Origin of the sequence: Microcystis sp. LE19-131.1A (assembly GCF_027532015.1) — a bacterium.
Classification (GTDB): domain Bacteria; phylum Cyanobacteriota; class Cyanobacteriia; order Cyanobacteriales; family Microcystaceae; genus Microcystis; species Microcystis ichthyoblabe_A.
In genome coordinates this window covers 1-11,532 of sequence record NZ_JAPZSS010000171.1, presented here as the reverse complement: position 1 = coordinate 11,532, position 11,532 = coordinate 1, and the positions used below count along the sequence as shown (strand labels likewise).

Genomic DNA, 11,532 nt, shown 5'->3' with positions numbered 1-11,532 from the left:
CTGAAATGGGGCGAAAGTCTGTGGACTCTGTGTAAGACAGTACATGGTTTTTTAACTGTGGTATGCGACGGTGGTGGAAGCAGAAACTTAAATCGTGAGGTTTAGGAATCGCCGCACTTTTAGGGCGGCGAGGATGTCAAGGCTTCAGCCCTACCGCGTTCACTTAAGGGAACATCGACCCATGCAGTGAATTTATTGGCCGCATTCCAAAGACTTTGGCCGTGACGAATTAATACAAGTTTTGACATGGGTTTTCTTGGGAAGTGGGGTTTGGGGTGTGGGGTTTGGGGAAGTGGGGAGAATAAATAGAAATAATCTCCTGTCTCCTGTCTCCTGTCTCCTGTCTTCTGTGTCCTGACTCCTGACTCCCGAATCCTAGAACTTAGGGAATCCTGTGAATTTTGAGGAAATTAGTGCCTTTAGTTTTCTGCATGGGAATTCCCGCCATAATCAGGATTTTATCGCCGGATTGGGCTAGATTTTTCTGAAGCAGAATTGATTCCGTTTGCTTTAACACATCCTCAAAGACGGACACCTGATGATCAAGAAGAATCGGGATCACACCCCAGACTAGATTGAGACGGTGATAGACTCGTTTGTTGGGAGTCATGGCAATGACAGGAACCGAGGGACGTTCCTTAGAAGCCAGTAGCGAAGTGTAGCCAGAGGTGGTAAAAGTGACAATATAACGGAGATCAAGGGTTTGATCGATCGCCACTAAAGCCTCACTGAGAGCGTGAGTTTCATCGGACTGATTGGGGGGAGCATTATCAAACTTCACATCCGCTTCCACATCATGGGCGATTTTGGCCAACATAGCCACAGCTTTGACGGGAAAATCTCCCACTGCTGATTCCCCCGATAACATCACCGCATCGGTTCCATCGATAATCGCATTAGCCACATCACTAGCCTCGGCCCGAGTCGGTCGGGGACTGTGAATCATGCTTTCTAACATCTGGGTGGCAGTGATGACGGGAATAGTTTTCATGTTGCAGAGTTTGATAATGCGTTTTTGCAACATGGGGACTTTTTCGGGACTTAATTCTACCCCCAAATCGCCCCGGGCCACCATAATTCCGTCACATTCCTCGATAATTGACTCCAAATTTTCGATCGCTTGCGGTTTTTCAATTTTAGCCATCACTGGCACATCCCCATGATTTCTCTCGGCTAAAAATGCCTTAATCGCCTTGATATCTTCTCCTTTACGAACAAAACTGAGGGAAACCCAATCAACCCCCTGAGAAAGACCAAATTCTAGGTCTTGTTTGTCTTTTTCGGTCATGGAAGGTAAGCGCAAATTGAGACGGGGTAGATTAACTCCCTTGCGACTCTTGAGAATTCCTCCCTCCAATACTTGACATTTTAGATCTTTTCCGTTAATTTCAACGATTTTTAGCTCTAATAAGCCATCATCGAGGAGAATTTGCTCACCTAGCTGTGCTTCCTCGGCCAGATAGGGATAATCGATCGAAACGGTGTTCGGTTCTCCCCGATACTCATCCATGGGTACAAGGGTGAGATAGTCGCCGTCGTTGATGGTAATGGAACCATTGGGGAGATTACCGACGCGAATTTTTGGCCCTTGTAAATCTTGCAGGAGAGTGATCGGATTGTCTAATTCTTGAGAAATTTGCCGTAAAAGGCTAACAACTCTCGCATGATCTTCGTAGCTACCGTGGGAAAAGTTTAGCCGCGCTACATTCATCCCCGCACCGATCATTTCCTTGAGGACTTCTGGCGAATTACTGGCAGGGCCGATCGTGGCTACGATCTTAGTTCTATGGGTAATAATTGACATGGAACCCTTACTAATCGATCTTGGGACGATTACATGATATTCACTTTAGGTTAACTAACGGTGAAGCGAAAAACAAATTAAGCTTTTCCACAGAGTTGCCATCGCTCCCGGTCCTCTCCTGAGCAGTCAGGAGTCAGCTATCAGCAGCAACCGTTGAGAGCTTTCACGGTAGGATAAACTAATAACCATCTCCGCTCGTTTAGATTTCCTTATGACCAACACATTAGACGATAAAGCCATAGTCAAGGACTATTTTAACGCCACGGGATTCGATCGCTGGCGCCGGATTTATGGGGATGGCGAAGTTAACAAAGTACAAAAAGATATTCGCATCGGTCATCAACAGACGATCGATACCGTTATCGGTTGGTTAGAAAGTGATGACAATTTGCCTAATCTCTCGATCTGTGATGCCGGTTGTGGAGTCGGTAGTCTTAGTATTCCCCTCGCTAAAGCGGGCGCAACTATTTTCGCCAGTGATATTTCCGAGAAAATGGTGACAGAAGCCAAGGAAAGAGCGGCCAAAGAGTTAGCAGATACCAGTAAACTCACCTTTGCCGTTCAAGATTTAGAAGCATTAACCGGCCAATATCACACAGTCATCTGTCTTGATGTTCTCATTCACTATCCCACAGAAGAAGCCTTAGGCATGATTAAACAGTTGGGAACCCTAGCTCAATCCCGTTTAATCCTCAGTTTTGCCCCTAAAACCTGTTTATTAACCATTCTCAAGAAAATTGGTCAATTTTTCCCCGGACCGAGTAAAACCACTCGTGCCTATCAACACAAGGAAAAAACTATAATCGCCGCTCTCAACGAAAATGGCTTTAAAATTGAACGGACGAGTATGACTAGCACTCGTTTCTATTTTTCCCGTATCCTTGAAGCTGTCCGCAGTGAATAAACAATGGCAGTCACCACCAACAAATTAATCGAGTGGAAACAGCAAAAACGCGCGATTGTCACCCTCACAGCTTGGGATTATCCGATCGCGCGACTGCTCGATCGGGCAGGAATTGATATTATCTTGGTAGGTGATTCCTTAGCTATGACCGCTTTGGGCTATCCTACCACTTTACCGATCACCCTCGAGGCGATGATTCACCACGCGGCGGCCGTGTCTCGCGGGGTAAAACAAGCTTTAGTTGTCTGTGATTTGCCTTTTCTCAGCTATCAGGAAAGTGTCAGTCAGGCAATTCACTCCGCCGGAAGGATGTTAAAGGAAGCGGGAGTGCAAGGGGTAAAATTAGAGGGAGGTTATCCCGCTATGATCGAGACTATTAGCCGTTTAACCGAGATAGGCATCCCTGTTATGGGTCATATCGGATTAACTCCCCAGTCAGTCCATCGGTTAGGATACCGTCAGCAGGGAAAAACTCCATCGGAGGCACAAAGATTAATCGAGGAAGCTTTAGCCTTGGAGAAAGCGGGAGTATTTGCCCTGGTTTTGGAACATATTCCCGCCAATTTAGCCGCTACTATTACCGATAAATTGACTATCCCGACGATTGGTATCGGTGCGGGGGAAGATTGTGATGGTCAGGTGTTAGTAACGGCGGATATCCTAGGATTAACCGAAAAAGCCCCCCCTTTTGCCAAAGTTTATGCTAATTTAAGCGAGACAATTACAAAAGCAGTGGTAGAATTTGCCAAGGATGTGAGGAGAAATGAATAGCGGCGAAAAAGCCACCTTTGGGGCCGGCTGTTTTTGGAAAACCGAGGACGCATTTCGGCGTTTATCGGGGGTTTTTGCGACTTCTGTGGGTTATATGGGGGGACATTTTCCCAATCCTAGTTATCTCGATGTCTTATCGCGAATTACCGGTCATGCGGAAGTGGCACAAATTGAATATAATCCCCAAGAAATAAGCTACGAGGCGTTATTAGCCGTTTTTTGGTCAATCCATGATCCGACTCAGTTAAATCGCCAAGGACCTGACCGGGGAGAACAATATCGATCGATTATTTTTTATCACACCCCGGAACAAAAGTTAATCGCCACTGCTTCCAAGCGTCAACTACAACTATCGGGAAAGTTTCAGCAGGATATCGTTACTTTGATCGAACCCGCAGGAGATTATTATCTGGCCGATCAGTCCCATCAACAGTATTTGGAGAAAAAACAGGCTCGATCGGTCGAGGATTTCCAGAAGAAAATATCAAGACAGGATCGGGGTATAATGTAAAGTTGCTTTCGCAGGAGATCAGGAAAAATGCCCGAGGCGGTCGGAGTCATTCAAACGTTGGGTTTTCCCCCCGTTTTAGCGGCGGCGGATGCCATGGTTAAAGGGGGACGAGTCACCCTAGTTTATTTTGATCTAGCGGAAAGGGGCGAATTTTTGGTGGCGATTCGCGGTCCGATTTCCGAGGTTAAACCAGCAGTAGAGGCAGGATTAGCGGCGGCGATGACCGCTTTTGGTGGCAATGTGGTCAGTCATTACATCGTACCGAATCCTCCAGAAAATGTACTGGCGGTTTTACCAGTGCAGCATACGGCTAAGTCAGACCGTTTTCGCAGTTAATTTCCCTAGCGATTAGCCCCAAACTAGACTATAGTTAAAGACTGGAAAATAGATTGGATTCTATCAATTAAACTTATCTGATTTTTGTTATTAGGAGTTAATTTATGACAGCCCAACCCGCGGTGGGATCGATCGAGACCAAAGGTTTCCCCGGTATTCTAGCGGCCGCCGATGCGATGGTAAAAGCAGGACGGATCACGATTGTTGGTTATTTAAGGGCAGGAAGCGCCCGTTTTACCCTCAATATTCGTGGGGATGTACAGGAGGTAAAAACCGCTATGGCTGCCGGCATTGAAGCCGTCAATAAAACCGAGGGGGCAGCTTTAGAAACCTGGGTAATTATTCCCCGTCCTCATGATAACGTGGTGGCTATTTTACCGATCGATTATAGCGAGGCAGTGGAACCTTTTCGTGCTGCTGCCGACGGTGCGATGGCACCAATCCGTCGTTAATCTTCAAGGTCAATTTTTTGTTACTGGTTGGAACTTGTCTAGTTCCAACTTAGTTTTTAGGGATGATTTAAGTTTTAGTCAGAAAACCGAATTTGATAATTGCTGCAACAGTTGCACCGATAACAGTGACTATCAAAGCCCATATTTGAGCCGTTGCCCTTTCTTTCAAGTCTTTGACATCTTCTTTGATTTGGGAAACTTCGGCCTCTATTTTCGGTAATACTTCTAGTTTTGTTTCGATTCGCTCTAACCGATTGTCAAGTTTAGCGAGAATATCTTTTAAGTCAGTTTCAATGATAATAGGGTTACTCATGGGGAGATTCTTCTTTTGGGGACTAGGGGGGATCAATTTGTGTTAACAGTTCCTCTGCTAGATCAATAAACAAGTCTTTTTTGCCAATTTTAAGACTTAAGGGATCATCGGTAACTATCCAGCCATCTTTGATTAGGGCGTGTTTTACACAATCATGGAAAATATCTTTGGCAGGCATTTTTTTATGGTTCGGCGATCGCGTTATTTAGCCAGTGACCAATAGTCTCGATTAGGTTGGGACGGATAGAGGGGAATTTTTCTGACTTGAAGCAACGTGCTAGTTGATTGATTCTTAAAAAATCAGTATCTTGAGTAAAAATCACGCGACCATTGGATAAAGAAAATTGCAATTGTATTTCATCGGACATTCAATTGTTTCATTTAAAAGAGCAAGCTTTAAGAAAATTGTCTGAGCAATTTTTTGATAATTGACCACTGTTACATTTGGTAAATCGAGGAGTTGATCAAAATTTATCCACATAACTCACCTCCTGTTCTGTGTTACTATTATACCATTCTCACACAGAACCTAGAAGAGCCCCAAGGTGATTCTCCATTTTTTTAGAGAAAGATAGACTCTCTCTCACCAGCCGAGAAATCCTTTGTCGAAAAGTATTATTTAATCTTTCAATAGGCGCGCTCTATCTGCACTGAATAGAATTTAACTTGATATTACTAAGGCTGCGAATGTATGAAAACGCATCAATTGGGCAAAAGCTCAACAATGCTTTTTTAAGCTCCAAAAACCGCTATATTTGTAACCCAAAACAAATTAATTCTGATTAGAGTCAGTGTTTGTAGGCGCTTTTGCCGGTGGCGATTGATGTTCACTTATCGGAACTAGGAAGAACAATCTGTCTTTTACTTAGCTGTTGCCAAATATCTACTAGGAAAACTAGCAAGAATATATGAACGGCACCCAGAAACTGATGTCTTTCAAAGATAAAGAAGAACTTGGGTAATAAGGGAACATTCGGTGGTTGTTGAAAACCTAAATACTGTTGTGCTTGTGCCACATAAGCATTAGATATTTGGGAGTAAAGAAAACAACCGTAGGCAAAAGCAGCAAATAAAGAGGCGAGTAGGGCGCGTCTGGATACCAGGAAATCCTGATAGTAGAGCCAGATAACACTGATCAAAATAAAAGGATAACCTATATAGAGATAGCGCTCATGAGTGCCACTGAGAAGAATATTAAAACCTAGGTAACTTAGTCCGTGGAAAAGGCAGAGAAGTGCCATTAAATAGGTAGGATTATATTTAGGGCTAATCGCCTCGGTTTTGGTGGCGAGAATTTGCCAAATCTTGATTAAACCTGTACAGAGAAGAAAACCCATGAAACCAGCATAGAGTAAAAACCCTGCTTGGTGAGGACTGATACCTTTTTTCCAGCTACCCAGTTGCAAATCCATAAAAGGTACTAGGGAGGAAGCGCCCGGTTCTAAACCGAGAAATATCCAGATATTAAAGCCATTTCCTGAGATTTTGTCACCTTGAGCAACACTAGACTTTAAGACAAAGAGGAAACTAGACTGAATCAGTCTGAGGGGAACTGCAAATAGGCTATCTAGGTAGAGGAAAAATCCGAGGCTTAAAAGTAGAGTTGCTCCCAGCCAGATTAAGCCTTTAGTCTGGTATCTTTGCTGGAATTTGTAACCTGTGGTCAGGATACCTAGGGCAAAAAAGGGTAGGGAAAAAATAAAAAGTTGTTTAGTGAGAATGAATAGGACTAAACTAAACATCCCGAGGAGAAACCAGAGGATATTTTTGAGCAGGGTGTTTTCCTCACTCCAAGATTGGAAGAAACCAATGGTAGCCAAGAGGCAAAATAATAAGCCTACGTTGTCAATCTGTCCCCAGAGAGAACCTGCCGCCCAGAGAAATAGCACTAGGGTAATGGTTAAACCGATGATTACGGGGCGTTTGAATTTTAAGATTCTCGCTAGGTAGGTAAGAAGGAGAAAAATGACAGCGTCAACAAACGCTAGGTAAAAACGGAAGTGGTAGATAGCTTCGGTTTTTTCGCTAATTCCCAATAGGGATTTTATCGCCGCAATTACTCCACCACTTGCTAGTACACCTATACTAGGATAGTCTGGGATTTTGCGAGGACAATCCATATATACTTTACCTGCTGCGAGACAATCCCCCCATCTACTAAATTGGAAGACATCGGTAACGTGATAAATGGGGAGAAAATAGACCAAAATAAAGGGTAGGGCCACTCCTAGCACATAGGCAAAGGGGATGAGGAAATTATTTTTTTCCCCTCGGTTAGTTGAGTCTAGAAAGTTTTTCATTATTTGGTAGGGTTTGCTGAAAAAGTCGCTCAAGTAATTGCAGGACTTTGCAGAACTGATACCATTTTTCTTTATTCGTGGCAGGTATCCCACTCCCCTCTCCTTTTCTGGGAGAGGGGTTCGGGGTGAGGGTAATTAACCATCTCTGCCATTACTTTAGAAAAATGGTATGAGAGGCATAATAACAGCAATGGGGGAAATAGTTTCTCGAGTGTTTCTCGCTTACTAGCATCAAGCCAAGATGTAAGATAGCTTTTAAGGCTTCTTCCCTTTTCGGGGCGAGTTTTTTCACGAGAGATTTTAATTCCCACCAAAGATGTTCTATTAGCTCACCATTCAATTCTGATTAGAGTCAGTGGCTGTGGCCATTTGCATTCTCTGCACCAGATTATCGAGGGCTAATTCTAGATGCAAACCGGCATCCACGGCGGTCCAACCCTGTTCGGTTAGGTGTCGCCATTCAAAGTGTAGGTGCGGACCAGTAGAAACTCCCGTACTACCCACGCGACCGATAACCGCTCCCTGTTCCACCCATTCTCCCGGTTTGACGGTAATTTCCGAAAGGTGGGCATAACGAGATTCTTGACTACCATCGAGGTGACGCAAAATCACCGTTAATCCGTAACCTCCCAACCAGTCGGCGGTGGCCACTTCCCCTGCGTAGGCGGCTAATACAGGTGTTCCCATCGGTGCGCCTAAATCAGTACCCGCGTGCATGGCCCGATTCCCGCTGACCGGATGATTTCGCCACCCGAAAACTGAGGTAATTTGGGCGGGAAGAGCGAGGGGAAAGAGTAAATCGGTGCGTTGAGTTTGGTTAGAATCCGTGGGACTTAAACGGGTGGCCCGCTCATAGGTGGTCGCTTCGCTGATTGCCTCCACTTCCGCACGAGTCACTGGGGCCAAGGCTAATTTTACGCCATTCCATTCCGGGGGATTGAGGGCTACCACCTGACTTGGAATCACCGTCGGGGCGGCCAGACGTACCGGGGAGCTAGAAGCGACGAGAGTGGGGGCATAACGACGCAGGGAATTATGAGCGATAACCGGCTGATTTTGAGACCGCCGTCCTACCCGCACGGCCGGATTAGGATTGAGACGCACCCGGGCCAGATTAACCGGGGGTAAGGGTTTGGCCACAGTGCTGACCGGCTGACGACGGGAGGCCCGGGCCGCCAGATTACAGCTACCTCCTACCAGTTGACCATTTTGGGCGATGGTTTGGCAACCACTGCGGCGCTCGGTGACAACAACGGAACTGGGGGGGTTAAAGTTTCTAGTATCGATAAAGTTATTTTTACCGCCGGCCCGGGGGGCAAGGGTAGGCATATCGGTTCGATGGTTTTCGGGGATAGCCAGACGGGGGGCAGGATTAGTATTTTCTTTGATAACGGGGGCTTTCAGAGTCGGGGCGGCATTTTCCACCACTGGGGTTTCGCTGCCAATTTCGGAATTAGCGATCGCATTGGGAGCAAGAGTAATCAGACCGCTGACCACTAAACCGAGACCACTGCATAAACTCAGCTTCTTTTTTAAGGATTTTCCGAGAAAAAGTTTCAATATCACCGATGAAGGATACATAGGGCGGCCTCACTTCTCACAGTTTAGTCAAAAAAATATTTAGACTCAATTATAGCCGAGACTGACCCTACCGGCCGGTATATAGATTTCGCTACTGGCATTGTCCGAGGTTAATTTAACTTTTAATTCCCCTCGATCGCTTACCCCCGTTATTATGCCCTGATAGCCCTCAAAAACTATCTTTTGACCAAAATTGGCAAAAAATTCTAAATAAGAGGCTAATAGGGCTTTTATGCCGTGATGACAGTAATATTCATAGCCGTATAGGATAGCATCGCTGATGAGAGAAGTTAACTGGGCGATCGAGGTGATTTTATTGCCAGTAAAAGCTTGTAAATTAATACCCGTGGGGGGGACAGGATTAGACCAATTGAGGCCCACTCCGATGACTGCTTGCGGGATGTTTTGACCCTGAATACGGGTTTCTAGGTTAATTCCCCCTAGTTTGCGCCCTAGTAATACTAAATCATTCGGCCATTTGATTTTAACAGGTATTTCCTGACAATTCAGATGATGAGCGATGCCCCAAACTGTAGCGAGAACGAGATGGGCAGATTTATCCACCTCTAAATCCAGATTTAACGCCAAAGATAAATATAATCCTCCCGGTTCAGAAATCCACTCCCGTCCCCATTGTCCCCTCCCGGCACTTTGTTGACTAGCAGTCACCACAAAAGGAGGCTTTTCCCCCGATTCTAATAATTCCCATGCTCTAGTATTAGTGGAAGGTAATAGCTCAAAGTGATGGATTTTGGTCATAAATTGGAAGTGGGGAGTATTTTCAGTGATCAGTAAACAGTAATCAGTGACCTGATACTAAATCCGTTGAGTATAGGCTAAATATCAGGAGAGGCAAAAGGCAAGAGGCAAAAGGCAAAAGAGGGAATAGATAATCAGTTTTTAATAACCGGATTGAGTATGAAAACTGACATCTGATCACTGATAACTGAATCACTGATAACTGATCACTGATAACTGATCACTGATAACTGATTAGGTGCAGGGGAGAGAACGCAGGTACTCACTGAGGTGGGAACGTAAACCGATGCCATGGAAAAGCGGGCCACGACTGCCTAATTCGACAATACTGACAGCGGCTACGGGCATTTCAAATCGATCGCGATAACGGCCCACATCAATGCCCATCAGACTACAGAGCATGATCCGGATGGTGGCCTTGTGGGAAACGATCAAGATATTGCCATCACTGTGGATGTGTTCAATTTCCTCCAAAACGGCCGCGGAACGACGGGCGATATCGATCCCCCTTTCCCCGTTGGGGGGAGCATTCCAAGCCGGATCCGTCAACCAGCGTACATAGAGATCATGATATTGACGATCGATATCGTTAGGGTGCATACCTTCCCAAAGACCATAACCGATCTCTTGTAATCCCTGGCGTATTTCTAATTTCAGTCCCACCGCTTCACAGAGAGGTTTAGCGGTTTGAATAGCTCTTTGGAGGGGACTGACATAGGCCGCACGCCAAGGTAAAGAACGATAGACATCGGCGAATTCTTCCGCCATTTCGATGCCTTCGGCCGTCAAACCGGGGTCATTTTCTGGAGTACCACAGTATCCTCCCGTTTTGCTATAGGCTGTCTGTCCGTGTCGCAGAAAATATAACATCAAGCACATAGTTTTTCAGGAGACCAAATCCGGGGCTTCCCTGGTTACTGTTGACTGGTTAGGTTCCCGCTCGGGAGCGCAGGTCATTGCGGAGGTGAGAGCGATCGCCCATGACTTGAAAGAGGGGACCATGTTCGGCTAATTCGACGATCGTCACCGAGGCCACGGGCATGGCAATTCGATCGCGATAACGGCCGATATCAATGCCTAAAAGAGAACATAACATGATTCGGATCGTTGCTTTATGGGAAACGATCAAAATATGGCCATCATCGTGATGATGGTCGATTTCCTCTAATACTTCCGAACTACGGCGAGCGATATCGATGCCTTTTTCGCCTCCTGTGGGAGAATTCCAGCCCGGATCTGCTAACCAGCGCACATAATCATCATGAAACTCCTGATTAACCTCGGCTGCGGTTTTTCCCTCCCATTGGCCGTAGGCAATCTCTTTTAATCCTTCCCGTTTGTGGATGGGAATACCTAAGAGTTCGCTTAAAGGGGTGGCTGTGGCCATGGTACGTTTGAGGGGACTGGAATAGATCCCTGTCCAAGGCACATCTCGATAGGCAAGGGCGAAATCCTTGGCCATTTCATAGCCGGCTGGGGTTAGTTCCAAGTCTAATCGACCGCAAAAACTACCCGTTTGACTGGCTGTGGTTTCGCCATGACGCAAAAAGTAAAGTTTTAGACTCATCTTTTGGGTGCATCTCAATATTTGTGACTCTCTCCCACTTATAGTGATAAGCAGAAGTTATTAAAAGAGGGCGAAGGCAATTCGCCGCTACAATCATCGGAAATTTTGGGTCTGAAACCCCGCCGTTCTAGGTTGGCTTTACGTTAGAATTAAAAGGCCAGTCTCGAAAACCAAGTGGACGGCGCAGCACCTTGAAAACTCGGCTTAGGGGGTTCCGACCAGAAAAGCTTGGCC

Annotated in this window: 14 protein-coding genes and 3 pseudogenes; 5 read left to right on the top strand and 12 right to left on the bottom strand. The window is 45.8% G+C overall.

Going from position 1 to position 11,532, the window contains the following annotated elements; genetic code table 11:
• Positions 1-119: 119 nt before the first annotated feature.
• Both O9323_RS13560 and pyk read right to left on the bottom strand, forming a co-directional pair.
• Positions 120-248, bottom strand: coding sequence for a histidine phosphatase family protein (locus O9323_RS13560; RefSeq protein ID WP_016516390.1), 129 nt, complete (start codon positions 246-248; stop codon positions 120-122).
• A 134-nt stretch (positions 249-382) separates the two neighbouring features.
• Positions 383-1,804 carry a pyruvate kinase gene (gene pyk / locus O9323_RS13555; RefSeq protein WP_288125280.1) on the bottom strand — a complete coding sequence of 474 codons (1,422 nt, stop codon included), beginning with the start codon at positions 1,802-1,804 and terminating at the stop codon, positions 383-385.
• 211 nt (positions 1,805-2,015) lie between these two features.
• On the opposite strand from pyk, the gene bchM reads away from it, so the two are divergent.
• From bchM to O9323_RS13530, 5 genes are all read left to right on the top strand, one after another.
• Positions 2,016-2,708, top strand: a complete 693-nt coding sequence (gene bchM, locus O9323_RS13550) for a magnesium protoporphyrin IX methyltransferase (protein ID WP_288125279.1) — start codon at positions 2,016-2,018, stop codon at positions 2,706-2,708.
• 3 nt (positions 2,709-2,711) lie between these two features.
• Positions 2,712-3,479 carry a 3-methyl-2-oxobutanoate hydroxymethyltransferase gene (gene panB / locus O9323_RS13545; RefSeq protein WP_288125278.1) on the top strand — a complete coding sequence of 256 codons (768 nt, stop codon included), beginning with the start codon at positions 2,712-2,714 and terminating at the stop codon, positions 3,477-3,479.
• Positions 3,472-3,990, top strand: a complete 519-nt coding sequence (msrA, locus tag O9323_RS13540) for a peptide-methionine (S)-S-oxide reductase MsrA (RefSeq protein WP_103111585.1) — start codon at positions 3,472-3,474, stop codon at positions 3,988-3,990. Before panB ends, msrA begins: the two co-directional genes overlap by 8 nt.
• A 27-nt stretch (positions 3,991-4,017) precedes the next feature.
• Complete coding sequence (locus tag O9323_RS13535; RefSeq protein WP_002782143.1) at positions 4,018-4,326, top strand: carbon dioxide-concentrating mechanism protein CcmK; 309 nt, start codon at positions 4,018-4,020, stop codon at positions 4,324-4,326.
• A gap of 104 nt (positions 4,327-4,430) precedes the next feature.
• Positions 4,431-4,778, top strand: coding sequence for a carbon dioxide-concentrating mechanism protein CcmK (locus tag O9323_RS13530; protein WP_002733188.1), 348 nt, complete (start codon positions 4,431-4,433; stop codon positions 4,776-4,778).
• Between the two features lie 67 nt (positions 4,779-4,845).
• Here the strand turns inward: O9323_RS13530 and O9323_RS13525 are convergent, their stop codons facing one another.
• The 10 genes and pseudogenes from O9323_RS13525 to O9323_RS13480 all read right to left on the bottom strand — a co-directional run bounded on the left by O9323_RS13525 (position 4,846) and on the right by O9323_RS13480 (position 11,298).
• Positions 4,846-5,091, bottom strand: a complete 246-nt coding sequence (locus O9323_RS13525; RefSeq protein ID WP_043998333.1) for a hypothetical protein — start codon at positions 5,089-5,091, stop codon at positions 4,846-4,848.
• Positions 5,092-5,134: 43 nt separating this feature from the next.
• Positions 5,135-5,269, bottom strand: a pseudogene (locus tag O9323_RS13520) (element excision factor XisH family protein); the annotation flags it as partial.
• A 4-nt stretch (positions 5,270-5,273) separates the two neighbouring features.
• On the bottom strand, positions 5,274-5,459 hold the full coding sequence (locus O9323_RS13515) for a hypothetical protein (protein ID WP_288125277.1): 186 nt from the start codon (positions 5,457-5,459) through the stop codon (positions 5,274-5,276).
• Positions 5,435-5,572 (bottom strand): annotated as a pseudogene (locus O9323_RS13510) (ISL3 family transposase); the annotation flags it as partial. The pseudogene O9323_RS13510 and the gene O9323_RS13515, both read right to left, overlap by 25 nt.
• Positions 5,573-5,609: 37 nt before the next feature.
• Positions 5,610-5,723, bottom strand: a pseudogene (locus tag O9323_RS13505) (IS1 family transposase); the annotation flags it as partial.
• Positions 5,724-5,918: 195 nt separating this feature from the next.
• Positions 5,919-7,391 (bottom strand): hypothetical protein, encoded by a 1,473-nt coding sequence (locus O9323_RS13500; RefSeq protein WP_193978335.1) that lies wholly within the window; start codon positions 7,389-7,391, stop codon positions 5,919-5,921.
• 336 nt (positions 7,392-7,727) lie between these two features.
• The gene (locus tag O9323_RS13495) at positions 7,728-8,972 is read right to left on the bottom strand and encodes a M23 family metallopeptidase (protein ID WP_193978337.1); all 1,245 of its coding nucleotides are present in this window, start codon (positions 8,970-8,972) and stop codon (positions 7,728-7,730) included.
• Between the two features lie 45 nt (positions 8,973-9,017).
• Positions 9,018-9,731 carry a biotin--[acetyl-CoA-carboxylase] ligase gene (locus tag O9323_RS13490; protein ID WP_149107552.1) on the bottom strand — a complete coding sequence of 238 codons (714 nt, stop codon included), beginning with the start codon at positions 9,729-9,731 and terminating at the stop codon, positions 9,018-9,020.
• Between the two features lie 234 nt (positions 9,732-9,965).
• A complete protein-coding gene (locus O9323_RS13485) occupies positions 9,966-10,610 on the bottom strand; it encodes a histidine phosphatase family protein (protein ID WP_002751623.1) in 645 nt (214 codons plus the stop codon).
• 49 nt (positions 10,611-10,659) lie between these two features.
• Positions 10,660-11,298, bottom strand: a complete 639-nt coding sequence (locus O9323_RS13480; RefSeq protein WP_002751625.1) for a histidine phosphatase family protein — start codon at positions 11,296-11,298, stop codon at positions 10,660-10,662.
• Positions 11,299-11,532 lie beyond the last annotated feature (234 nt).

Coding starts and splice junctions, on each gene's coding strand:
- O9323_RS13560 (WP_016516390.1), bottom strand. CDS start 248: ATGTCAAAACTTGTATTAATTCGTCACGGCCAAAGTCTTTGGAATGCG.
- pyk (WP_288125280.1), bottom strand. CDS start 1,804: ATGTCAATTATTACCCATAGAACTAAGATCGTAGCCACGATCGGCCCT.
- bchM (WP_288125279.1), top strand. CDS start 2,016: ATGACCAACACATTAGACGATAAAGCCATAGTCAAGGACTATTTTAAC.
- panB (WP_288125278.1), top strand. CDS start 2,712: ATGGCAGTCACCACCAACAAATTAATCGAGTGGAAACAGCAAAAACGC.
- msrA (WP_103111585.1), top strand. CDS start 3,472: ATGAATAGCGGCGAAAAAGCCACCTTTGGGGCCGGCTGTTTTTGGAAA.
- O9323_RS13535 (WP_002782143.1), top strand. CDS start 4,018: ATGCCCGAGGCGGTCGGAGTCATTCAAACGTTGGGTTTTCCCCCCGTT.
- O9323_RS13530 (WP_002733188.1), top strand. CDS start 4,431: ATGACAGCCCAACCCGCGGTGGGATCGATCGAGACCAAAGGTTTCCCC.
- O9323_RS13525 (WP_043998333.1), bottom strand. CDS start 5,091: ATGAGTAACCCTATTATCATTGAAACTGACTTAAAAGATATTCTCGCT.
- O9323_RS13515 (WP_288125277.1), bottom strand. CDS start 5,459: ATGTCCGATGAAATACAATTGCAATTTTCTTTATCCAATGGTCGCGTG.
- O9323_RS13500 (WP_193978335.1), bottom strand. CDS start 7,391: ATGAAAAACTTTCTAGACTCAACTAACCGAGGGGAAAAAAATAATTTC.
- O9323_RS13495 (WP_193978337.1), bottom strand. CDS start 8,972: ATGTATCCTTCATCGGTGATATTGAAACTTTTTCTCGGAAAATCCTTA.
- O9323_RS13490 (WP_149107552.1), bottom strand. CDS start 9,731: ATGACCAAAATCCATCACTTTGAGCTATTACCTTCCACTAATACTAGA.
- O9323_RS13485 (WP_002751623.1), bottom strand. CDS start 10,610: ATGTGCTTGATGTTATATTTTCTGCGACACGGACAGACAGCCTATAGC.
- O9323_RS13480 (WP_002751625.1), bottom strand. CDS start 11,298: ATGAGTCTAAAACTTTACTTTTTGCGTCATGGCGAAACCACAGCCAGT.